This is a genomic window from Streptomyces sp. NPDC053431, assembly GCF_044544925.1.
Taxonomy (GTDB): Bacteria; Actinomycetota; Actinomycetes; order Streptomycetales; family Streptomycetaceae; genus Streptomyces.
On sequence record NZ_JBITXX010000010.1, the window covers coordinates 26,989 to 48,421 of the forward strand.

Genomic DNA, 21,433 nt, shown 5'->3' on the forward strand with positions numbered 1-21,433 from the left:
AAGCCGCCCGATCAGGCGCGGGCGATCGCCCGGCCGTGCGCCCGCAGGGTCCGCAACGCCTCCACGGTGACGATCGGGCGGTTCTCCAGGGCGGTGCCCGGCGCCCACTGGCGCCAGGTGACCGGCCAGCCGCCGTCCTCCTGCTGGGCCGCCGCGAGGTGGTCCAGGGAGCGGCTCATCTCCTCGTCCGTGAACCAGCGGCGGGCGAGCGAGTCCGGCACGCGCGCGTAGTCGTACGGGTAGTGGTGCTCGCCCGGCGCGTAACCGTCGGCGACCGGGTAGTCCTCCGGCCGGTCCGGGTCGAGGACGGCGAGCCGCTGTTCGCGCACGAGCCGCCCGAGCCGGTCGCTCGCCGCCTGGGCGCGGGCGCGGTCCGGCACCCCGTCGAGAAAGGCGACCGCCGCCTGGACCTCGTACGGATGCGACTTCTCCAGCGAGTCCACGGCCGCCCAGCAGAACTCGGTGGCCCGGAACAGCCAGGCGTGCCAGACCTGGTTGCGGTGCAGCAGACCGACCACCGGGCCGGTGGTCAGGAGCGCGCTGGGCGGGTCGTCGACGACGGGCACGAACGGCGCCGTCGGGTAGCCGCGCTGGGAGGGGTGGACGGCCGGCAGCGCGCCGTCGTGGGTCGACACCTCCGTCAGGTAGCGGCAGATCCGCTCGATCCGCAGTCCGCCGCACCGGCCGATCGAGTCGAGCACCCGCAGCGCGTGCGCGGTGTGCAGCGGCTGGCTGACCGGTCCGCGCAGATCGGGCTCGAGGGCGTGGCCGTAGCCGCCGTCCTCGTTCAGGTACGCGCTGAGCGCGGCCTCGACGGGGTCCGCCCCGCCGCGCAGGAAGTGGTAGGCGAACCGGCGCTGTTCGAGCACGCGGGCAGTCAGCCAGACGAAGTGCTCGGCCCGCGCGAGGGGTGACGCGGGAGGAGCGGGGGTTTCAGGAGGATTTCCGGCCATGTTCCGACCGTAGGGGCGAAAGCGCGGCTGACAAGGTCTACGGCCCGGGCTGCACTCCTGAGGGCGGGATACTGGGGTCATGCGGTTGACGATTTTCTGGGAACGGATGACGGACCACTTCGGTGCGTCCTACGCCGAGACCTTCGCCCGGGACCATGTGATGACCGAACTCGGCGGACGCACGGTGCACCAGGCGCTGGACGCCGGCTGGGAGGCCAAGGACGTCTGGCGGGCGGTCTGCGCGGCCGTCGGCGTACCGGCCGAGAAGCGGTGATGTGAGGGGTCCGGACCGGAATGTCCGCGCGGTGCGCGAGACTGGCGGGGTGGCCCCGATTGACGCGAACGACGAGACCGCTGACGAGAACGATGACGAGAGCCGTGCCGGCGCCCCGGACGAGGGCGGGCCGGTGACCCCGGGGCGGCCCCCCGCCCCGGACGCCCCGGACGGGCGGGACGACGGTGCGGCCGCCCCGGACGGACGCGACGAAGGGGCGAGCGCCCCGGGTGGACGGGCCGACGGGCCGGCCGGCCCGGGCGGACGGGCCGGCCGGCCGACCGCCACGCCCGCGGGAGTCGGCGCCTTCCAGCGGGGCGCCCGCGGCTCTTCGGAGCCGGCAGGGTCGGCGAAGTCGGCGGAAGCGGAGCGGTCGGTGGAAGCGGAGCGGTCGGCGGAGTCGGCGTACTCCACGGGGGCGGCCGCCCCCGCCGCCGCGGCACGCATGCCGCGCTGGCTGCCCCGGGCCCTGGTGCTCGCCCTCGCCCTCTACGCCTGCTTCCAGCTCGGCAACTGGGCCTTCCACCAGCTCATCGGGCTCCTCGTCAACATCCTGCTCGCCTTCTTCCTGGCCCTCGCCATCGAGCCGGCCGTGGGGCGCATGGCGGCGCGCGGGATGCGCCGGGGCCTCGCCACCTTCATCGTCTTCTTCGCCGTCCTGGTCATCGGCGCCGGCTTCGTCGTGCTGCTCGGCTCGATGCTCGCGGGCCAGATCGTCGACATGGTCGAGAACTTCCCCAAGTACCTCGACTCCCTGATCAACTGGGCCAACGAGCACTTCCACACCGAGCTCTCCCGGGTCGAGGTCCAGGACAGCGTGCTGCGCTCCGGCTGGCTCCAGAAGTACGTCCAGAACAGCGCGGCGGGCGTACTGGACGTCTCCGCGACCCTCCTCGGCGGGCTCTTCAAGCTCCTGACGATCTTCCTGTTCGCGTTCTACTTCGCCGCCGACGGCCCCCGGCTGCGCCGGGCGCTGTGCTCCGTCCTGCCGCCGGCCAAGCAGACCGAGGTGCTGCGCGCCTGGGAGATCGCCGTCGACAAGACGGGCGGCTACCTCTACTCGCGCGGCCTGATGGCGCTGATCTCGGGTGTGGCGCACTTCGTGCTCTTCGAGATCCTGGGCGTGCCGTACGCGCCCGCGCTGGCCGTCTGGGTCGGACTGGTCTCGCAGTTCATCCCCACGATCGGCACCTATCTGGCGGGCGCCCTGCCGATGCTGATCGCCTTCACCGTGGACCCCTGGTACGCGCTGTGGGTGCTGGGCTTCGTCGTGGTCTACCAGCAGTTCGAGAACTACATGCTGCAGCCCAAGCTGACGTCCAAGACGGTCGACATCCACCCGGCCGTGGCCTTCGGCTCGGTCATCGCGGGCACCGCGCTGCTCGGCGCCGTCGGCGCGCTGATCGCGATCCCCGCCGTCGCCACCCTCCAGGCGTTCCTCGGTGCCTACGTGAAGCGGTACGACGTGACCGACGACCCGCGCGTGCACGGTCACCGGCGGTACGGGGAGGCCGTCGTCGCCCGCCTCCAGAAGGCGCTGCACCACAAGAAGGAGCAGGCGGAGAAGAGCCGGCGGAAGGAGGGCGGGACGTAGCCGCGCACGGTCCGTGGACGGGAGGGGACGGGAGACGGGACGAGGCGCTGCGCGATCTCGTCGTCGGACAGCCCACCCCCGCCAGGGGCCCGCGGGCCGGGTCGTGGCACCGGCGTGGTGCGCTTGACACGAAAATCGAACATCCATTCTCATGGGAGTTCAGGGCCTTGGAATCACGGGGTTGTCGCCGAGTTATCCACAGGTCGGGAGGGACGTCGGGGCCCATTGTCAGTGGCAGGGGTTAGCGTCTTTCACATGAAGCGATCGACTCAAGCAAACCGGGTGGAACCCATGGCAGGAACCGACCGCGAGAAGGCGCTCGACGCCGCGCTCGCACAGATTGAACGGCAATTCGGCAAGGGTGCCGTCATGCGCATGGGCGAGCGCTCGAAGGAGCCGATCGAGGTCATCCCGACCGGATCGACCGCCCTCGACGTCGCCCTCGGCGTCGGCGGCCTGCCGCGCGGCCGTGTCGTCGAGATCTACGGCCCGGAGTCCTCCGGTAAGACGACCCTGACCCTGCACGCCGTGGCCAACGCGCAGAAGGCCGGCGGTCAGGTCGCCTTCGTGGACGCCGAGCACGCCCTCGACCCCGAGTACGCCCGCAAGCTCGGCGTCGACATCGACAACCTCATCCTGTCCCAGCCGGACAACGGTGAGCAGGCCCTCGAGATCGTCGACATGCTGGTCCGCTCCGGCGCCCTCGACCTGATCGTCATCGACTCCGTCGCCGCGCTCGTCCCGCGCGCCGAGATCGAGGGCGAGATGGGCGACTCGCACGTCGGTCTGCAGGCCCGCCTGATGAGCCAGGCCCTCCGGAAGATCACCAGCGCGCTCAACCAGTCCAAGACCACCGCGATCTTCATCAACCAGCTCCGCGAGAAGATCGGCGTGATGTTCGGCTCGCCGGAGACCACGACCGGTGGCCGCGCCCTGAAGTTCTACGCCTCGGTGCGCATCGACATCCGCCGCATCGAGACCCTGAAGGACGGCACGGAGGCGGTCGGTAACCGCACCCGCTGCAAGGTCGTCAAGAACAAGGTCGCGCCCCCGTTCAAGCAGGCCGAGTTCGACATCCTCTACGGCCAGGGCATCAGCCGTGAGGGCGGCCTGATCGACATGGGCGTGGAGCACGGCTTCGTCCGCAAGGCCGGCGCCTGGTACACGTACGAGGGCGACCAGCTGGGCCAGGGCAAGGAGAACGCCCGCAACTTCCTGAAGGACAACCCCGACCTCGCCAACGAGATCGAGAAGAAGATCAAGGAGAAGCTGGGCGTCGGCGTGCGGCCCGAGGAGCCCTCGGCGGAGCCGGGCGCGGACGCCGCCGGCGGCACGGACGCGGCGGGCGTGGACGAGGCGGGCAAGTCCGTCCCGGCCCCGGCCAAGGCCGCCAAGGCGACCAAGGCCACCGCGGCCAAGAGCTGACCCGGTGACCGGTCGCACCGAATGGCCGGACGACAGCCCCGACTCGTCGAGGGCCGAGAAGGAGCTGTCGTCCCAGGATCCGGCTGAGCGGGCGCGGGCGATCTGCCTGCGCCTGCTCACCGGGACCCCCCGGACCCGCAAGCAGCTCGCCGACGCCCTGCGCAAGCGGGAGATCCCCGACGAGGTGGCCGACGAGGTGCTCTCCCGGTTCGAGGACGTCGGGCTCATCGACGACGCCGCCTTCGCCGGGGCCTGGGTCGAGTCCCGGCACCACGGCCGCGGGCTCGCCCGCCGGGCCCTCGCCCGGGAGCTGCGGACCAAGGGCGTCGACCCCACCGTGATCCAGGAGGCCGTCGACCGGCTCGACACGGACCAGGAGGAGGTCCGCGCCCGCGAGCTCGTCGACCGCAAGCTGCGCGCCACCCGCGGCCTGGAGCGCGACCGGCGCCTGCGCAGACTCGCCGGCATGCTCGCCCGCAAGGGGTACCCGGAGGGCCTGGCCCTGCGGGTGGTCCGCCGGGCGCTGGAGGAGGAGGGCGAGGACACGGAGGGACTGGAGGAGCCTTTCTAGTCCGTCGAGCCGGCCCGTGATCCGTCGTGCCGGCCCACCTTCCCCGCCGCCCCCGCTCTCCCGGCCTCGCCGCCCCCGCTCTCCCGGCCCCGCCGTCCGTGCCTCTACTCCTGATCCGTCTCCCGGTTCGCGTTCGCCGGGAGGAGCACCGGGAGGCCCGCCGCTCGCCAGGCCTGGAAGCCGCCGATCAGGTCCGTCGCCCGGTGCAGGCCCAACTGGTGCAGGGAGGCGGCCGCGAGGGAGGACGCGTAGCCCTCGTTGCACAGCACGACGACCCGCAGATCGTGGCTGTTCGCCTCGGGGGCGCGATGGCTGCCGAGCGGGTCGAGCCGCCACTCCAGCTCGTTGCGCTCGACGATCAGCGCGCCGGGGACCAGGCCGTCCCGGTCGCGCAGTGCGGCATAGCGGATGTCGACGAGCAGGGCGTCACCCGCCTGGTAGGCCTCGTACGCGGTCCGGGCGTCGATCCGGTCGAGACCGGTCCGAACCCGCTCCAACAGCTCGTCGATACCGATCCGTTCGCCGACGCCGTCGCCGAAGGGCTCACCGGCGCGTTCGCCGACGGTCTCGCGCTTGAGTGTGTCGCTCACTGCCAGTCCTCCGGACGTTCGACCTGCTCGAGACGGAGCACCGCGCCCGTCCGGCTGAAGCGCCGGATCAGCGGGAGCGGCGGATAGTAGGCGTGCACCGAGACCGCGTGCTCGGCACGCGACTCGTTCAGCACCTCGTGCACATGATGGCGGCCGAAGGCGCGGCCCCGGCCGGCCGGGAGCTCACGGCCGCGGTCGACGCCGTCGGCGAGCTCCAGGTTCTTCCAGCCGCCCGCCGGGAGCCGTACCGCGAGGGAGTGCTCGCGCAGGGTGCCGCGCGCGGTGGCGAAGGCGCCGAAGGACTCGGCGTGATCGTGCCAGCCGGTCCCCGTGCCGGGCGGCCAGCCGATCAGCCAGGCCTCGCTGCCACCCGGGCCGTCGAGCCGTACCCACGTCCGGCCCTCGGGGTCGAGAGGGAGCGAGTCGATCAGCGCGGTGTCGGTGGCCGTTCGCCGGACGAAGTCCAGCAGATCGGCCTCGGTGGGAGCGGAGGAGGGAACGGCGGCGGGGGAGGAGGAAGGGGAAGGGGAGGGCCCGGAAGTGGGCGTGGAGGCGTGCTGTGTCTGAGACACCAAGGACCGTCCTGAGGTTCGCGAAAGCGCGCGAGGCCCGGAGGGCGCGCGCGAAAGCCGTGAAGGGAAGGCGAATTCAGCAGGACGGGCGACACACGCAGCCCGCGTAGCGGATCAGGTCCATATGGACCCTCCGCCACAGGCGCACATCGGTGTCGGTCACGCTCCGGAGTACACCATGGACACCTGCGGCGGTCAATCGACCGTCAGGAGGCGTCCGCGGCCACGTCCGCGGTCACGTCCTCGGGCAGCTCGTCGGCCGCGTCCTCGGACCCCTCCTCCGCCGCGGGGTCGGCGCCCCGTACGGCGTCCGCCGCGGCGTGCAGCTCCTCCGGCCGCACTCCGGCGAACGCGGCCGCCAGATGCCCGTCCGGACGCACCAGGAGCACGGCGTGCGCCGGGGCGCCCGGATACGCCTCCGTCACCAGGAGTTCGGCCGGCGCCGGCAGCGTGTCCACGGCCTCGGCGAGCCGCGGCATCACGCCCGCGCTCACCCAGTGCCGCCGGTCCCAGACCCCCGTGCCCGGCGCGACGAGGAGCACGAGCAGCCGGCCCTGACCGAGCCGGTCCCGCAGCCGTACGGTCGTGCCGTCGGGCGCCGTCACCCGGACGTCCTCGACCGGCGCCCCGTCCGGCGTGCCCACCGGGATCCGGCCCTCGGAGGGCTCCGGCGCCAGCGGCGAGTGCGGGTAGGCGGGCAGCGCGCCCAGCGGGCCGCGCCCCAGGTGCCCGTCGGCCAGCAGGGCGTCGTGGCCCCGCCCGCCGCCGGACAGGTACGTGCGCAGGCCTCCGCCGCCGCGCAGTACGGGCAGCGCCTGGTCGGCGGCGCGCAGCAGACCCGCGACGGCGGCCCGGCGCTCGCTCTGGTAGCTGTCGAGCAGCGTGGCCGAGGCGTCCCGGTGGTGCCAGCTGTGGGCGAGCTTCCAGGCCAGGTTCTCGACGTCCCGCAGCCCCTCGTCGAGGCCCTGGGTGCCGACCGCGCCCAGCAGGTGCGCCGCGTCCCCGGCGAGGAACACCCGGTCCACCCGCCAGCGCCGGGCGAGCCGGTGGTGCACGGTGTGGACGCCGGTGTCGATCAGGTCGTACGGCGGGGTCGTGCCCTCGCACCAGCCGGCCAGCGTGTCGCGGATGCGGGTCACCAGCGCGTCGGGGGTGACGAGCTCGCCGCGCGGGGGCAGCAGCCAGTCGATCCGCCACACGCCGTCCGGCAGCGGCCGGGCCGCGATCTCGTCGCCGACGCCCCGCCACGGCGGCTGGCGGTGCAGCAGGGCCTCGCCGGCCCAGGGGAGCTCGGTGCGCAGTGCGGCGACCGCGTACCGCTCGACCGCCGTGCGCCCGGGGAAGCGGACGCCGAGCAGTTTGCGGACGGTCGAGCGGGCGCCGTCGCAGCCGACCAGATGGCTGCCGCGCCACCAGGTGCCGTCGGGCCCCCGGGTGTGCGCGCCGACCCCGCGCGCGTCCTGCTCGACGGTGTCGACCCGGGCGTCCGTCACGAGCGTGACGAGCTCCTCGCGGGCGACGGCGTCGCGCAGGCCGCGGGCCAGGGCGTGCTGGGGGATGTGCAGCGGCGCGGCCGGCATCTCGGCGCCGCCCTCGGCGCCGACGTCCGCGGCCAGGCCCAGGTCGAGCGGGACGTGCCGCATCTGCTGCCGGCGGCGCATGGAGCGCCAGCCGACCCAGCGGACCCCCTCGTCACGGAGCGTGGCGCAGCCGAGCCGCTCCACCAGGGCGGCCATGTCGGCGCGGAGCACGACGGTGCGGGCGGGCCGCGGTTCCTCCTTGCCCGTGGTCTCGTCGAGGACGACGCTGGGGACGTCCTGGGCGGCCAGGGCGAGGGAGAGCGCGAGGCCGACAGGCCCCGCGCCCACGATGATCACCGGGTCCACGGCGCGGCTCCTGAAGGCGTGCGAGGCCGTACGGTCATGCGGGAAGCACAGCAGAGTGTGGCACGGGCCCGGAGCTTGATCACAGAACGTATGCAACCCACTGGGGGTGCGTGCGTCAAGTGACGGGGGCAGCGGCGTCGCCACTGCCCCCGGATGATGTCACATACCGTCAGTTCTATGCCGTACCGGGCCCACCGGTGCCGCCGTGCTGTCCGCCGTCCGCGGTCACCACGACGGTCTGCGCCTCGGCGTCGGCGACCGTGATTCCGGTCTTCGCCCGCCGTCCGCGCTTCTCGATCCAGGTCGCCAACGCGGAGAGCGCCAGGCACAGCGCGATGTAGATGGCGCCGAAGACCACGATCACGGAGACGTACGGGTACTGGCCGTTGACCAGCGTGTTGGAGGCGATCAGACGGGCCGAGTAGAGCAGCTCGGGGTAGAGGATGACGAAGCCGAGCGAGGTGTCCTTCAGGGTGACCACCAGCTGGCTGATGATCGTCGGCAGCATGGCCCGGACCGCCTGCGGCAGCAGGACGCTGGTCATCACCTGGGACTTGGTCATGCCGAGCGCGTAGGCGGCCTCACGCTGTCCGCGCGGCACCGCGTTGACGCCGGCGCGCAGCACCTCGGCCTGGACGCAGCCGTTGTACACGGACAGGCCGACCGCCAGGGCCCACATCGAGTAGTCGGTGAGGAAGGCGACCCACACCGCGTAGATGGTGATGAGCAGCGGCAGGGAGCGGAAGACCTCGATGAAGCCGGTGGCCAGCCAGCTGACCGCCTTGTGGTCGGAGAGCCGCGCCACGGCGAGCAGCACGCCGAGCACGAGGGAGCCGATCGCGGCGAGCCCGAAGGCCTTCAGGGTGGCGAGCAGCGCGTCGGCGATGTTCTGCCGGATGCCCGCGTAGTTGAAGATGTCCCACATCTCGGGGGCGAGGTGCCCCTTGTCGCTCAGCCGCACCAGGCTGATCGCGAGCAGGATGAGCAGGACGAGGCTGCCGACGACGGCGTAGATCCGGTTGCGGATCCGGGCCTTGGGGCCGGGGGCGTCGAAGAGAACGCTGGCGCTCATCGGGCGACCTCCAGGTTGCGCTCAAGGAGACGGAAGAGTCCGCTGATGGCGAAGGTGATGACGAGGTAGGCCACGGCGACCCAGGCGAAGACCGGGCCGATCGCGTAACCCTGCTCGCTCATCAGGGTCTGCCAGCCGAAGAGTTCGGTGACGCTGAAGGCGCCGGCGATGGCCGAGTTCTTGGCGAGCGCGATGAAGATCGAGCTGAGCGGCGGCAGCACCGTCCGGGTGGCCTGCGGCAGCACGATCAGGCGCAGCGTCTGCGAGAAGGTCAGACCGAGCGACCGGGCGGCCTCGGCCTGGCCCAGCGGCACCGTGCCGATGCCGGAGCGCACCGCCTCGCAGACGAACGAGGAGGTGTAGAAGCCGAGTGCGAGCGAGGCCAGCAGGAAGGGGCTCATGCCCGGGAAGAGGATCTCCGGGACCACGAAGAAGAAGACCAGGAAGAGCAGCGTCAGCGGGGTGTTGCGCAGCAGCGTCACCCACGCGGTGCCGAAGAAGCGCAGCGGGGTGACGGGGGAGACCCGGAAGCCGGCGACGAGGATGCCGAGGACCAGCGCGATGGCCGAACTGACGGCGGTGATCTCCACGGTTCCTATGAATCCGTTGCGGAACTCCGCGAAATGGTCGAGCAGTACGTTCATGAGGACTCCGCGTCGGCAGTCAGCGGCGGGCTTGCGGGCAGCAGGCGGTACGGGCAGGGGGCGGGCGCCCCGCGGCCTCGGAGCCGGCGTCCGGGGAGGACGTGTACGCGACTACGGGGCCACGGGGCGCTCGCGGCGGTGGGGCGCCGTCAGTACTTGACGATCGCCGGCGGCTCGGTGTAGGCCGAGCCCGAGAGGCCGAGGGTGGCCTCGTAGATCTTCTTGTAGGTGCCGTCGTCCTCGTGCGCCTTGAGGATGTCGTTCACCTTGTCGCGGAGGGCCTTGTCCTCCTTGTTCATGCCGATGCCGTACGGCTCCTTGGTGAACGGCTTGCCGATGACCTTGAGCTTGCCGGCGTTGGCGGCGGCGTAGCCCTTGAGGATCGAGTCGTCGGTGGTGACGGCGTCGACCTGCTTGGTGAGCAGCTGCTGGACGCAGTCGGAGTACTTGCCGAGCTCGACGGTCTCCGCGCCGTACTGCGGCTTCTTGATCTCCTGGAGCGGGGTCGAGCCCGTGATCGAGCAGACCTTCTTGCCCTTCAGGGTCTCCGGGCCGGTGATCCCGGCCTCGTCCTTGCGGACCAGGAGGTCGGCGCCGGCCTGGTAGTACGGGCCCGCGAAGCCGACCTGCGCCTTGCGCTTGTCGTTGATCGTGTAGGTGCCGACGTAGTAGTCGACCTGGCCCGTGGCGATGGCGGTCTCGCGGAGCTTGGAGTCGACCGTCTTCCACTCGATCTGGTCCTCGGAGAAGCCCAGGTCGGCGGCGATCATCTTGGCGATCTCGATGTCGAAGCCGGAGCGCTTCTTCGTGGCCTGGTCCTCGAAGCCGAGGTACGGCTGGTCGGCCTTGGAGCCGATGATCAGCTTGCCGCGCTCCTTGGCCTTCTTGAAGGTCGGCGACGCGGCCAGGTCGACGCCGCTGGCCACCGTGTACTTGGGAAGCTGCGGGGCGCCGGCGTCGCCGGGCTTGGTGGCGGGCTTGTCACCGGCCGAGCCCTCCTTGCCGCCACAGGCGGTCGCGGTCAGCGCGAGGACGGCAACGGCCACGGCCGCGGTCTTGCGGAGCTTCATCGTGAACATCCCTAAGGGTCGAGGGTAGTTGGTCGTCAGTGTGCAGCAAGGCGCCTGCAGTGACTAAGGAGTTCCGGGCGCGTGGCGTCGGTGCGGAGGATCGCGCGGGGGCGCGATCCCGGTGGTGCGGGAGACCTGGGTGGTGCGGGAGATCCCCGTGGTGGGGGGAGTTCCCGGTGGTGCGGGTGGTCCTGGTCGTGCGGGTGGTCCCGGTGGTGCGGGAGATCCCCGTGGCGGGGGAGTTCCCGGTGGTGTGGATGATTCCCGTGGTGCGGGATCTCAGTGGTGCAGGATCTTCGAGAGGAAGTCCTTGGCGCGGTCGCTGCGCGGGTTGCTGAAGAACTCGTCCGGCGTGGCCTGCTCGACGATCCGGCCGTCCGCCATGAAGACCACGCGGTTGGCGGCCGAGCGGGCGAAGCCCATCTCGTGGGTGACGACCACCATCGTCATGCCGTCCCGGGCCAGCTGCTGCATGACCTCCAGGACCTCGTTGATCATCTCCGGGTCGAGCGCCGAGGTCGGCTCGTCGAACAGGATGACCTTCGGGTCCATGGCCAGCGCGCGGGCGATGGCCACGCGCTGCTGCTGGCCGCCGGAGAGCTGCGCCGGGTACTTGTCGGCCTGGGTGCCGACGCCGACCCGGTCGAGCAGGGCGCGGGCCTTGGCCTCGGCCGCCTTCTTCTCCGTCCGGCGGACCTTGACCTGGCCCAGCATCACGTTCTCGAGCACGGTCTTATGCGCGAAGAGGTTGAAGGACTGGAAGACCATGCCGACGTCCGACCGCAGTCGCGCCAGCTCCCTGCCCTCCTGGGGCAGCGGCTTCCCGTCGATGGTGATGCTGCCGGAGTCGATCGTCTCCAGGCGGTTGATGGTGCGGCACAGCGTGGACTTGCCGGACCCGGACGGCCCGATGACCACCACGACCTCGCCCCGACGGATCGTCAGGTCGATGTCCTGGAGCACGTGCAGCGCGCCGAAGTGCTTGTTCACGTCGGACAGCACGACCAGATCGTCCGTGGCCGGCACCGCGTCCTTGGAACCCTTGGTCACTGACACTCCGCTCATCGGCTTCTCGCTCCGTCCTGCTCGGTTGGGGAGGACACTAGAGACCGGGCCGGAGGAGCGTCATCACATCTGAGCGAAGTTTGAGGATAACGATCCGGTCGCAATCGGACACACTGCGTGAACGGGATGGCCGGGGCCGTACCGGGTGGATAACAGAAGCACGAGCGTCCGGGGGCAGACTTGACTGTGACCGTGACCATCGGCGTTCATGCCCTGGTACACAGAACGTCATCACGCGCGTCGCGCACCGCACGGAGAGAGCACGGAGGAGGGCCATGAGACTGCTGCTCGTCGAGGACGACGACCACGTCGCCGCCGCGCTCTCCGCGGTCCTCGCCAAGCACGGCTTCACCGTCACCCACGCCCGTAACGGCGAGGAGGCGCTCCAGGCCGTGCTGCCCGCCGCGCACGGCGAGCGCCCCTCGTACGGGGTGATCCTGCTCGACCTCGGCCTGCCCGACCAGGACGGCTACCAGGTCTGCGGGCGCATCCGGAAGCTCACCACCACCCCCGTGATCATGGTGACCGCGCGCGCCGACGTGCGCTCCCGGATCCACGGCCTCAACCTCGGCGCCGACGACTACGTCGTCAAGCCCTACGACACCGGTGAGCTGCTCGCCCGCATCCACGCCGTCAGCCGGCGCAGCACCGGCGCCGACGACCAGGCCGGAACGGGCGAGGACAGCACCCTGCGGCTCGGCTCCGTCACCATAGAGCTGCCCACCCGCCGGGTCAGCGTCGACGGCGACGCCGTCCCGCTCACCCGCAAGGAGTTCGACCTGCTCGCGCTGCTCGCCCAGCGGCCCGGCGTGGTGTTCCGCCGCGAGCAGATCATCAGCGAGGTCTGGCGCACCAACTGGGAGGGCACCGGCCGCACGCTGGAGGTCCATGTCGCCTCCCTGCGCTCGAAGTTGCGCATGCCCGCCCTGATCGAGACCGTGCGGGGCGTCGGCTACCGCCTGGTCGCGCCCGCCGCGTAACCGAGGGGCCGCCCGGCCGTGCGCACCCGACTCCTCCCGCTCCTCATCGTCCTGATGGCCGGCGTCCTGCTGGCCCTCGGCTTCCCGCTGGCCGCCAGCACCGCCGCCTCCGAACAGCAGCGGGTGGTCGTCGACCGGCTGGACGACGCGGCCCGGTTCGCCGCGCTCGCCCAGTTCGTCAGCGAGCGGAACATCGGCCCCGACGAACGCCGCTCCACCCTCAGCGGCGAACTCACCAGCTACCACGACGTCTACGGCATCCGCGCCGGCATCTTCTACCGCGACAACCGGTCCATGGCCGCGGCCCCCGAGGACTGGGTCGTACCGTACGAGGGGGAGGGCAGGCGCGCCTTCAACGAGGCCCTGCTCGGCCGCCGCAGCCACGACCCGCCGCAGGTCTGGCCCTGGCAGCGGAACGCCCGCCTCACCATCGCCTCCCCGGTCGTCCGGGACGGCGACGTCGTCGCCGTCGTCGTCACCGACTCGCCCACCGCGCAGCTGCGCTCCCGCATCCTGCGCGACTGGCTGCTGATCTTCGCCGGCGAGGCCGCCGCCATGCTGCTGGCCGTCGGTGCCGCCTTCCGGCTCACCGGCTGGGTGCTGCGCCCCGTCCGGGTCCTCGACGCCGTCACCCACGACATCGCCACCGGCCGGATGAAGTCCCGGGTCGCCGCCGCCGGCGGACCGCCCGAACTGCGTAACCTCGCCCGCTCGTTCAACGAGATGGCCGACCACGTCGAGGACGTCCTCGAACAGCAGCGGGCCTTCGTCGCCGACGCCTCCCACCAGCTGCGCAACCCGCTGGCCGCGCTCCTGCTGCGCATCGAGCTGCTCGCCCTCGAGCTCCCCGAGGGCAACGAGGAGATCGCCTCCGTCCGCACCGAGGGCAAGCGGCTCGCCCGCGTCCTCGACGACCTGCTCGACCTCGCGCTCGCCGAGCACACCGCCGCCGAGCTCCGGCTCACCGACATCGGCGCGCTCACCGCCGAGCGGGTCGCCTCCTGGCGGCCGGTCGCCGACGACAAGGGCGTCGGGATCGTCGCCGACACCGCCGCCGTCACCGCCTGGGCGGACCCGGTGGCGCTGTCCAGCGCGCTCGACGCCGTCATCGACAACGCCCTCAAGTTCACCCCCGCGGGCGAGGACGTCAGCGTCGCGACCCGGCTCTCACCCGGCGGCGCCACCGTCGAGATCGAGATCGCCGACCACGGCCCCGGGCTCACCGACGAGGAGCTGGAGCGGGTCGGCGACCGCTTCTGGCGCTCCGGCCGCCACCAGAACATCAACGGCTCCGGCCTCGGCCTGTCGATCTCCCGCGTGCTGCTCACGGCCGGCGGCGGCACCATCGCCTACGCCCGCAACGAGCCCCACGGACTGAAGGTGACCGTGCGCGTCCCCCGCCACGACCCGTGGGCCGGCCAGGAGCCGGGCCCGGACGCGGGCCCGCGGGCCGGGTCCGGGCGTTAGGGCCGGGGGCCGGGGGCCGGGTCCGGACGGTAGTGGCGGGGCCGGGGGCCGGGTCCGGACGGTAGTGCCGGGGCCGGGGGCCGGGTCCGGGCGGTTGGGTCCGGGCGGTAGGGCGGGGGCCGGGCTCAGGGCTTCACGGAGCGGTAGTAGCGCCGGGCGCCCTCGTGCAGCGGGAGCGGGTCCGTGTAGATCGCGGTCCGCAGGTCCACCAGCTGCGCCGGGTGGACCTGGTTGCCGATCCGGTCCCGGCTGCCGATCACCGTACGGGTGAAGCCCTCCACCAGGTCCGCGTCGGCCTTGTCCGTGGTGACCAGGATGTTCGCCACCGCCAGGGTGTCCACCGGGTTGCCGTCCTGGGCCAGGCTGTACGCGTCCGCCGGGATGGTCGCCGAGCGGTAGTAGCGGGTGGACTCGCCCACGTCGTGCAGGCTGTCGATCAGGGCGTCGTCCAGCGGCACGAGCCGGATCGGCATCCGCTCGGAGAGCGTCTGCACGGCCAGGGTGGGCAGCCCGCCCGACCAGAAGAAGGCGTCCAGCCGTCGCCGCTCCATGAGGCCCGGCATGGTGTCGATGCCGGCCGACACGGGGACGATGTCGACGTCCGGGGTGAGTCCGGCGGCCGCCACCACCCGGTCGGCGATCAGACGCACACCCGATCCCGGCTGGCCCACCCCGACCCGCAGCCCACGCAGGTCGGCCACCGACTGGACGTTCGAGCCCTTGGGGACGACCAGCTGGACGTAGTCGTCGTAGAGCCGCGCACAGCCGCGCAGCCGCTCGAAGCCGGGCTTGCGGTCCCGCTGGTACTGGGCCACGGCGTCCGCCGTGGCCACCGTGAAATCGGCCTCCCCGGAGGCGAGCCGGGCCAGGTTCTGCTGGGACCCCTCGCTGTTCTTCAGCGTTATCGAGACGTCCGGAAGATCCTTGGCCAGCGCCTGCTGGAGCAGCTCCCCATACCGCTGGTAGACGCCCGTGGGCACTCCCGTGCTGAAGGCGATGTGCCCGCTCGGCGTCTTCGTACCGAACGGAACCAGCCACCAGACGAGCAGCCCGACCAGCACCAGCAGGGCCGCCGAGACCTGGAGCAGGCGGCGGCGGGCGGTGCGGGACAGTGCGGCGGGCATGGCGCGATCCTGCCAGCTCGGTCCCGCTCCTGGCCAGGGCGGCCGTCACGCCCCGGCCGGGACCCGGCCTCACCGCGCCGGCCCGGACCGTCCCGCGCGGTCGACCCCGCCGTACCGACCTCAGTCCCTGTCTCCGCCCGCCCGGAACCGGTCCCGGGCGGGCGGCGTCAAGGACCCCGCCTGCTCCCGCAGCCAGTCGAGGAGCGTGGCGATCCGCGCGTCCCGCTCGGGCGGGCGCGGGCTGAGCAGCCCGTAGCCGGTGCCGTCCGCGACGAACCCGTACGGGGCCGCCAGCTGTCCCCGTACGAGGTCGTCGTGGACCAGCGCGTACGGTCCGACCGCGACGCCGACCCCGGCGACGGCGGCCTGGAGGGCCAGGTAGAAGTGCTCGAAGGTCTGCTGAGAGGTCGAGGCCGGGGGTTTGATCGGGGTCGCGGTCGGGGTCGGGGTCGGGGTCGAGGCCGGGAGTGAGGCCGGGGTCGGGGTCGAGGCCGGGGCCGGGGGTGAGGTCGAGTCCGGCGTCGAGTCCGGGGTCGAGATCGAGGCCGGGGGCGAAGTCGTAGCCGTGGTCGACGTCGATGCGGCGGCCGGGGCGCCCCCGGTCAGTCGGCGCCAGTCGTCCCAGGCGGCCGGGCGGGTGCTGGTGTGCAGGAGCGTCACCGGTTCCCCGCTCGCCAGCCGGGCGGCGAGCTCGGGACGGCAGACCGGCCCGATCCACTCCTCGAACAGCGGCAGCCGGCTCACCCCCTCGGGCACCGGGAAGTCGTCCCGGCGCAGGGCCACGTCCACCGTGTCCCGCGCGAAGACCACGGGGCCGCCGCCCGCCGACAGGTGCACGGTCAGCTCCGGATGACGGGCGGCGAGGTCCGGGAGGCGCGGGATGAGCCAGCGCATCAGGAGCGTGGGCTCGCAGGACAGGGCGAGCGGGCCGGTGCTCCGGTCCCGGCCCGCGGCCTCCCGGGCGGCCGACTCGATCAGGTCCAGCGCGTCCCGCACGGCCGCGGCGAGGCGGCGGGCCTGCGGGGTGGGCCGCAGCGAGCGCGCCCCGCGCTCGAACAGGGGCGTTCCGAGGGCCTTCTCCAGGTTCTGCACCTGTCGGCTGACCGCCCCGTGCGTGACGTGGAGCTCCTGGGCGGCCCGGGTCATGCTCGCGTGCCGGACGGTCGCCTCGAAGGGCAGCAGGGTGTTCAGAGGGGGCAGGTCCGGCCTGGTCATGTGTGAAATCTAGTCACAGGTGCGGTGAGAAGGAATCGCTTGTCCTGCGGGTTCGCGGCGGGACAGGGTTGATCCCGTCACGGAAGCGCGAGCGACGGCGAGCAGAGGCGAGCCCGGCGACCCCGCGAGCACCGGCGATCCGCGACGAGCAGCCACCACCCGAGGGACAGGACCCGCCCAGATGCCGCCATCCACCGTCGTCGTCCTCGCCGACGACCTCACCAGCGCCGCCGACGGCGCCGCCCCCTTCCGGCGGTCCGGCCACCGGGCCCTGGTCCTCTTCGGCCCCGCAGACGTCCCCGGTGAGCCCGCTCCGCCCGGGGTGACCGCCGTCGACCTCGGCACCCGCCTCCTGGGAGAGCCGGAGGCCGCCGCCCGGACCCGGCACGCCGCCGAGGCGTACGCGAAGGCGGACCTCCTCTTCAAGACGGTCGACTCGACCCTGCGCGGCCATGTCGCCGCCGAACTGCGCGCCGCGCTCGCCGGATCGGGCCGGCGCGCCGCGATCCTCGCCCCGGCCTTTCCGACGGAGGGGCGAACGACCGTCGGGGGTGTCCAGTACGTGCGCGGGGTACGTGTCGACGCGAGCGAGTTCGCGCGCGATCCGGCCCACCCGGTCCGCACGGCCGACCTCGCCGAGCTCCTGCCGGAGGCGGTCCTGGTCGGTCCCGAGCCCGGCCGAGCGGCCGACCTGCCCCGTCTGGTGGAGTCCGGTGGGGTGTTCGTCTGCTCGGCGGCGACGGAAGCGGACCTCGACGCCGTCGTGGCCGCCGTGACCCGACCCGAGGACGTCCTCTGGGTCGGTTCCCCGGGCCTGGCCGCCGCCCTCGCCCGCCGCCATGCCCGCCACCCCGCCGACCCGCTTCCCGAACTCCCCGTCGTACGGCGCCCGCTGGCGGTCGTCGGCAGCGCCAACCCGGCCAGCCGGCGCCAACTCGCCGTGCTGTACGAGGAGACCGGAGCGCGCGAGGCCACCACGCACCCGTCGTCCCCGTCCTCGTCCGCGCCCCTGGCCTCGTCCCCGGCCCCGTCTCCAGCCTCGTCCCCGGCCCCGGCCCCCTACCCGAACCCGGCCCTCACCCTCCACACGCCCGACGAGCGGTCGGCCGATCCCACCGGGCTGCTCGACCGGCTCGCCGACGCCGCGGGTGAGCTGATCAGGGAGCGGCGCGCCGACGGGCTCGTCCTCACCGGCGGCGAGACCGCCGCCGCCGTCCTCGGCGCACTCGGCGCCACCGGCATCGAGCTGTACGACGAACCGGAGCCCGGTATCGCCCGCGGCACCCTCCACGGAGCGCACGCGCCCCGCCTCCCCGTGCTGGTCAAGGCGGGCGGCTTCGGCGACGACCGCACCCTGGTCCGCCTCCACGCCGTGCTGGCGGCAGGGGAGGCCACCCCGTGACCCGGCCCGTGATCGGCCCCGTGACCCGCCCAATGATCCGCCCCGCGCTCGATGCTGCACCCGGCCCGGCACCCGGCCCGGCACCCGGCCCTGCGCCCGGCCCGGCGCCCGCCCCCGCGCTCGACGCGGTGCCCGGCCCCGCGCCCCGTCCCCTCGCCCTCACCATGGGCGACCCGCACGGCATCGGCCCCGAGATCACCGTGAAGGCCTGCGCCGACCCGCGCCGGCCCGGCGCCGCCCCCCTCCTCGTCATCGGCGACCCGGGCGCCCTCGCCCGCGCCTGCCGCGTCACCGGCGTCCCGCTCCGGGTACGCACCGTGCCGGGCCCCGCCGGGGCCGGGCGCACCCCCGGCGTCCTGGACGTCCTCGCCGTCGGCCCCGCCCTCCCCGACGACCTCGCCCTCGGCACCGCCGCCGCCGAGGCGGGCGCGGCCTCCTACGCGTACGTCCGGAAAGGCGTCGAGCTGGCCCTCGCCGGAGCCGTCCGGGCGATCGTCACGGCCCCGATCAACAAGGAGGCGCTGCGGATGGCCGGTGTGCCCCACCCGGGGCACACCGAGATCCTCGCCGAGCTCTCCGGGACCGAGCGCTACGCGATGATGATGGCCAACGACGAGCTGCGGGTCGTCCTCGTCACCGTCCACCAGTCGCTGCGCACCGCGATCGACACGCTCACCGTCGCGCGCGAGCTGGACACCATCCGGCTCACCCACGAGGCCCTGCGCGCCGCCGAAGGCACGGGCCGCCGGCCCCGGATCGCCGTCGCGGGACTCAACCCGCACGCCGGCGAGAACGGCCTCTTCGGGCGCGAGGACCTCGACGTCATCGCACCCGCCGTGCGCGCCGCCCGCGCCGAGGGAATCGACGCCAGCGGGCCCTGGCCCGCCGACACCGTCTTCATGCGGGCGCGGTCGGGCGAGTTCGACGCCGTCGTCGCCCAGTACCACGACCAGGGGCTGATCCCGGTGAAGTACCTGGGGCTCGAGCACGGCGTCAACATCACCCTCGGCCTGCCGTTCGTGCGCACCAGCGTCGACCACGGCACCGCCTTCGACCTCGCGGGCACCGGCACCGCCGACCACACCAGCCTGCTCACCGCTCTCCGCCACGCCCACGAGCTGGCCGCCGCCCACCCCTAGGGACTCCCATGGACTTCGTCTTCATGCTCACCCGGGACGACCGGACCGTCACCGACTGCCTGCGCGTCCTCGACTCCGTCCGCGAGCTCGGCATCACGCACATCGGCTTCAAGGACGTCGGCGTCGCCCCCGCCACCCTGCGCCGCCTCCACGAGGAGATCAGGGCGCTCGGCGCCACCAGCCACCTGGAGGTCGTCTCCACCGGCCGCGACCAGGCGGTCGACTCCGTACGGACGGCCGTCGACCTCGGCGTCGACTGGCTGATGGGCGGCACCTGGGTGGCCGAGACCCTCGCCCTGCTCGCCGGCACCTCCGTCCGCTACCTGCCCTTCGTGGGCGAGCCCCAGGGGCACCCGACCCGCCTGGCCGGCGACCCGGCCCGGATCGCCGCGGACTGCCGCCGGGCCGAGGCGGCCGGCTGCGCGGGCGTGGACCTGCTCGCCCACCGCGCCACCGAGGCCGACCCCCTCGCCCTGGTCCGCGCCGCCCGCGCCGCGACCACCGGCCGGCTCGTCGTCGCCGGTTCGCTCACCACCCCGGCCCAGATCCGGGCCCTCGCCGAGGCCGGCGCCGACGCCTTCACGGTCGGCTCGGCGGCCTTCGCGGGCGCCGTCCGACCGGACGCGGGCGGCCTCGCCGCCCAGCTCACCGCCGTGATGGAGGCGAGCGGCGGGAGGGCGTGACGGCGGGCGGCGTCGCCGGTGGCGACGCCCGGCGGAACGCGGCCGCGGGCGGCGGTGGGGACGCGGCCGCGGGCGGGCGGCGGCGGGGCGGCCCCGACCGGGGCGGGGCAACCCTCGGACCCCCTTACCCTTGTCAGGTGACCAGCAGCAAAGACGGGACCGGAGCCGTGGCCGAGCAGGGCGTGACGCGAACCTACGAAGTACGCACCTACGGGTGTCAGATGAACGTCCACGACTCCGAGCGGCTCTCCGGCCTCCTTGAGGAGGCGGGTTACGTCAAGGCCCCCGCCGGTTCCGACGGCGACGCCGACGTCGTGGTCTTCAACACCTGCGCGGTCCGTGAGAACGCCGACAACAAGCTGTACGGCAACCTCGGCCACCTCGCGCCGAAGAAGGCCGCCCGGCCCGGCATGCAGATCGCCGTCGGCGGCTGTCTGGCCCAGAAGGACCGCGACACCATCGTCAAGAAGGCCCCCTGGGTCGACGTGGTCTTCGGCACCCACAACATCGGCAAGCTGCCGGTCCTCCTGGAGCGCGCCCGCGTCCAGGAAGAGGCGCAGGTCGAGATCGCCGAGTCCCTGGAGGCGTTCCCGTCGACGCTACCGACCCGTCGCGAGTCCGCGTACGCCGCGTGGGTCTCCATCTCCGTCGGCTGCAACAACACCTGCACCTTCTGCATCGTCCCGGCGCTGCGCGGCAAGGAGGAGGACCGCCGTCCCGGCGACATCCTCGCCGAGATCGAGGCGCTGGTCGGCGAGGGCGTCTCCGAGATCACCCTGCTCGGCCAGAACGTCAACGCCTACGGCTCCGACCTGGGCGACCGCGAGGCCTTCAGCAAGCTGCTGCGCGCCTGCGGGGAGATCGAGGGCCTGGAGCGGGTCCGCTTCACCTCGCCGCACCCGCGCGACTTCACGGACGACGTCATCGCCGCCATGGCCGAGACCCCGAACGTGATGCCGCAGCTGCACATGCCGCTGCAGTCCGGTTCGGACACAATCCTGAAGGCGATGCGCCGCTCGTACCGGCAGGAGCGTTTCCTCGGGATCATCGAGAAGGTGCGCGCCGCGATCCCGCACGCCGCCATCTCCACCGACATCATCGTGGGCTTCCCGGGCGAGACCGAGGAGGACTTCGAGCAGACCATGCACGTCGTCCGCGAGGCCCGCTTCGCGAACGCCTTCACCTTCCAGTACTCCAAGCGCCCCGGCACCCCGGCGGCCACCATGGAGGGCCAGATCCCCAAGGAGGTCGTGCAGGCGCGCTACGAGCGCCTCGTCGCCCTCCAGGAGGAGATCTCCTGGGAGGAGAACAAGAAGCAGGTCGGCCGCACCCTGGAGGTCATGGTCGCGGAGGGCGAGGGCCGCAAGGACGGCGAGACCCACCGCCTCTCCGGCCGCGCCCCCGACAACCGCCTCGTCCACTTCACCAAGCCGGACGAGGACGTGCGCCCGGGTGACGTCGTGACCGTCGAGATCACCTACGCCGCCCCGCACCACCTGCTCGCCGAGGGTCCGACCACCGCCGTCCGCCGCACGCGCGCGGGCGACGCCTGGGAGAAGCGCACCGCCGCGGCCGCCGCCAAGCCGGCCGGCGTGCTCCTCGGCCTGCCGAAGATCGGCGTGCCGGAGCCCCTTCCGGTCAGCGACGCCCCGGCCTGCGGGAGCCACTGACAGAAGGCCCTCCGGGCACGGAGGGGCCGGCCTGCGC

20 protein-coding genes and 1 pseudogene are annotated in these 21,433 nt (G+C 73.0%); 10 read left to right on the plus strand and 11 right to left on the minus strand.

All coding sequences use genetic code 11. From position 1 onward, the window contains the following. Positions 1–11: 11 nt before the first annotated feature. Complete coding sequence (locus ACIGXE_RS22910; RefSeq protein ID WP_399750196.1) at positions 12–953, minus strand: hypothetical protein; 942 nt, start codon at positions 951–953, stop codon at positions 12–14. 79 nt (positions 954–1,032) lie between these two features. Here ACIGXE_RS22910 and ACIGXE_RS22915 point away from each other — a divergent pair, with 79 nt between their 5' ends. From ACIGXE_RS22915 to recX, 4 genes and pseudogenes are all read left to right on the plus strand, one after another. Next, entirely contained in the window at positions 1,033–1,227 is a 195-nt protein-coding gene (locus ACIGXE_RS22915) for a DUF3046 domain-containing protein (protein WP_389645785.1), read from the plus strand. Between the two features lie 445 nt (positions 1,228–1,672). Beyond that, the gene (locus ACIGXE_RS22920) at positions 1,673–2,821 is read left to right on the plus strand and encodes an AI-2E family transporter (protein WP_399750547.1); all 1,149 of its coding nucleotides are present in this window, start codon (positions 1,673–1,675) and stop codon (positions 2,819–2,821) included. Between the two features lie 291 nt (positions 2,822–3,112). Continuing rightward, on the plus strand, positions 3,113–4,246 hold the full coding sequence (gene recA, locus ACIGXE_RS22925; RefSeq protein ID WP_399750199.1) for a recombinase RecA: 1,134 nt from the start codon (positions 3,113–3,115) through the stop codon (positions 4,244–4,246). After that, positions 4,158–4,817, plus strand: a pseudogene (gene recX, locus ACIGXE_RS22930) (recombination regulator RecX); the annotation flags it as partial. The gene recA and the pseudogene recX, both read left to right, overlap by 89 nt. 104 nt (positions 4,818–4,921) lie before the next feature. Here the strand turns inward: recX and ACIGXE_RS22935 are convergent. The 8 genes from ACIGXE_RS22935 to ACIGXE_RS22970 form a co-directional block, all read right to left on the minus strand. Further along, positions 4,922–5,407, minus strand: a complete 486-nt coding sequence (locus tag ACIGXE_RS22935) for a rhodanese-like domain-containing protein (protein ID WP_399750200.1) — start codon at positions 5,405–5,407, stop codon at positions 4,922–4,924. Beyond that, positions 5,404–5,979: a cysteine dioxygenase gene (locus ACIGXE_RS22940; protein ID WP_399750202.1), complete on the minus strand. Its 576-nt coding sequence runs from the start codon at positions 5,977–5,979 to the stop codon at positions 5,404–5,406. The genes ACIGXE_RS22935 and ACIGXE_RS22940 overlap by 4 nt, the downstream gene beginning before the upstream one ends. Before the next feature lie 76 nt (positions 5,980–6,055). Further along, positions 6,056–6,142, minus strand: coding sequence for a putative leader peptide (locus ACIGXE_RS22945; protein ID WP_351110210.1), 87 nt, complete (start codon positions 6,140–6,142; stop codon positions 6,056–6,058). A 43-nt stretch (positions 6,143–6,185) separates the two neighbouring features. Continuing rightward, positions 6,186–7,865 carry an FAD-dependent monooxygenase gene (locus tag ACIGXE_RS22950; RefSeq protein ID WP_399750204.1) on the minus strand — a complete coding sequence of 560 codons (1,680 nt, stop codon included), beginning with the start codon at positions 7,863–7,865 and terminating at the stop codon, positions 6,186–6,188. 175 nt (positions 7,866–8,040) lie between these two features. Next, positions 8,041–8,937, minus strand: a complete 897-nt coding sequence (locus ACIGXE_RS22955; RefSeq protein ID WP_399750206.1) for an amino acid ABC transporter permease — start codon at positions 8,935–8,937, stop codon at positions 8,041–8,043. Continuing rightward, positions 8,934–9,581 carry an amino acid ABC transporter permease gene (locus ACIGXE_RS22960; RefSeq protein ID WP_399750208.1) on the minus strand — a complete coding sequence of 216 codons (648 nt, stop codon included), beginning with the start codon at positions 9,579–9,581 and terminating at the stop codon, positions 8,934–8,936. Before ACIGXE_RS22960 ends, ACIGXE_RS22955 begins: the two co-directional genes overlap by 4 nt. 149 nt (positions 9,582–9,730) lie before the next feature. Then, the gene (locus tag ACIGXE_RS22965; protein WP_399750210.1) at positions 9,731–10,651 is read right to left on the minus strand and encodes a glutamate ABC transporter substrate-binding protein; all 921 of its coding nucleotides are present in this window, start codon (positions 10,649–10,651) and stop codon (positions 9,731–9,733) included. 279 nt (positions 10,652–10,930) lie between these two features. Then, positions 10,931–11,716 (minus strand): amino acid ABC transporter ATP-binding protein, encoded by a 786-nt coding sequence (locus ACIGXE_RS22970; protein ID WP_399750212.1) that lies wholly within the window; start codon positions 11,714–11,716, stop codon positions 10,931–10,933. Positions 11,717–11,991: 275 nt separating this feature from the next. Here ACIGXE_RS22970 and ACIGXE_RS22975 point away from each other — a divergent pair, with 275 nt between their 5' ends. After that, a complete protein-coding gene (locus ACIGXE_RS22975; RefSeq protein WP_399750214.1) occupies positions 11,992–12,696 on the plus strand; it encodes a response regulator transcription factor in 705 nt (234 codons plus the stop codon). Positions 12,697–12,714: 18 nt separating this feature from the next. Beyond that, entirely contained in the window at positions 12,715–14,163 is a 1,449-nt protein-coding gene (locus ACIGXE_RS22980) for an ATP-binding protein (RefSeq protein ID WP_399750216.1), read from the plus strand. 125 nt (positions 14,164–14,288) lie between these two features. Here the strand turns inward: ACIGXE_RS22980 and ACIGXE_RS22985 are convergent, their stop codons facing one another. Together ACIGXE_RS22985 and ACIGXE_RS22990 are read right to left on the minus strand one after the other, a co-directional pair. Continuing rightward, positions 14,289–15,287, minus strand: coding sequence for a TAXI family TRAP transporter solute-binding subunit (locus ACIGXE_RS22985; protein WP_399750218.1), 999 nt, complete (start codon positions 15,285–15,287; stop codon positions 14,289–14,291). A 120-nt stretch (positions 15,288–15,407) separates the two neighbouring features. Further along, positions 15,408–16,502 (minus strand): LysR substrate-binding domain-containing protein, encoded by a 1,095-nt coding sequence (locus ACIGXE_RS22990; RefSeq protein ID WP_399750220.1) that lies wholly within the window; start codon positions 16,500–16,502, stop codon positions 15,408–15,410. Positions 16,503–16,683: 181 nt separating this feature from the next. Here ACIGXE_RS22990 and ACIGXE_RS22995 point away from each other — a divergent pair, with 181 nt between their 5' ends. From ACIGXE_RS22995 to miaB, 4 genes are all read left to right on the plus strand, one after another. Beyond that, on the plus strand, positions 16,684–17,904 hold the full coding sequence (locus ACIGXE_RS22995; protein ID WP_399750222.1) for a four-carbon acid sugar kinase family protein: 1,221 nt from the start codon (positions 16,684–16,686) through the stop codon (positions 17,902–17,904). Next, on the plus strand, positions 17,901–19,043 hold the full coding sequence (gene pdxA, locus ACIGXE_RS23000; RefSeq protein ID WP_399750224.1) for a 4-hydroxythreonine-4-phosphate dehydrogenase PdxA: 1,143 nt from the start codon (positions 17,901–17,903) through the stop codon (positions 19,041–19,043). Before ACIGXE_RS22995 ends, pdxA begins: the two co-directional genes overlap by 4 nt. Before the next feature lie 8 nt (positions 19,044–19,051). Beyond that, entirely contained in the window at positions 19,052–19,726 is a 675-nt protein-coding gene (locus tag ACIGXE_RS23005; protein WP_399750226.1) for a HisA/HisF-related TIM barrel protein, read from the plus strand. Between the two features lie 137 nt (positions 19,727–19,863). Next, positions 19,864–21,396: a tRNA (N6-isopentenyl adenosine(37)-C2)-methylthiotransferase MiaB gene (gene miaB / locus ACIGXE_RS23010; RefSeq protein WP_399750228.1), complete on the plus strand. Its 1,533-nt coding sequence runs from the start codon at positions 19,864–19,866 to the stop codon at positions 21,394–21,396. Positions 21,397–21,433: the final 37 nt, after the last annotated feature.

Bases quoted from the DNA above. Each gene is read 5' to 3' on its own strand.
- ACIGXE_RS22975 (WP_399750214.1), top strand. From the start codon at position 11,992: ATGAGACTGCTGCTCGTCGAGGACGACGACCACGTCGCCGCCGCGCTC.
- ACIGXE_RS23005 (WP_399750226.1), top strand. From the start codon at position 19,052: ATGGACTTCGTCTTCATGCTCACCCGGGACGACCGGACCGTCACCGAC.
- ACIGXE_RS22990 (WP_399750220.1), bottom strand. From the start codon at position 16,502: ATGACCAGGCCGGACCTGCCCCCTCTGAACACCCTGCTGCCCTTCGAG.
- ACIGXE_RS22985 (WP_399750218.1), bottom strand. From the start codon at position 15,287: ATGCCCGCCGCACTGTCCCGCACCGCCCGCCGCCGCCTGCTCCAGGTC.
- ACIGXE_RS22960 (WP_399750208.1), bottom strand. From the start codon at position 9,581: ATGAACGTACTGCTCGACCATTTCGCGGAGTTCCGCAACGGATTCATA.
- ACIGXE_RS22920 (WP_399750547.1), top strand. From the start codon at position 1,673: ATGCCGCGCTGGCTGCCCCGGGCCCTGGTGCTCGCCCTCGCCCTCTAC.
- ACIGXE_RS22970 (WP_399750212.1), bottom strand. From the start codon at position 11,716: ATGAGCGGAGTGTCAGTGACCAAGGGTTCCAAGGACGCGGTGCCGGCC.
- ACIGXE_RS22955 (WP_399750206.1), bottom strand. From the start codon at position 8,937: ATGAGCGCCAGCGTTCTCTTCGACGCCCCCGGCCCCAAGGCCCGGATC.
- ACIGXE_RS22915 (WP_389645785.1), top strand. From the start codon at position 1,033: ATGCGGTTGACGATTTTCTGGGAACGGATGACGGACCACTTCGGTGCG.
- ACIGXE_RS22910 (WP_399750196.1), bottom strand. From the start codon at position 953: ATGGCCGGAAATCCTCCTGAAACCCCCGCTCCTCCCGCGTCACCCCTC.
- ACIGXE_RS22995 (WP_399750222.1), top strand. From the start codon at position 16,684: ATGCCGCCATCCACCGTCGTCGTCCTCGCCGACGACCTCACCAGCGCC.
- recA (WP_399750199.1), top strand. From the start codon at position 3,113: ATGGCAGGAACCGACCGCGAGAAGGCGCTCGACGCCGCGCTCGCACAG.
- ACIGXE_RS22965 (WP_399750210.1), bottom strand. From the start codon at position 10,651: ATGAAGCTCCGCAAGACCGCGGCCGTGGCCGTTGCCGTCCTCGCGCTG.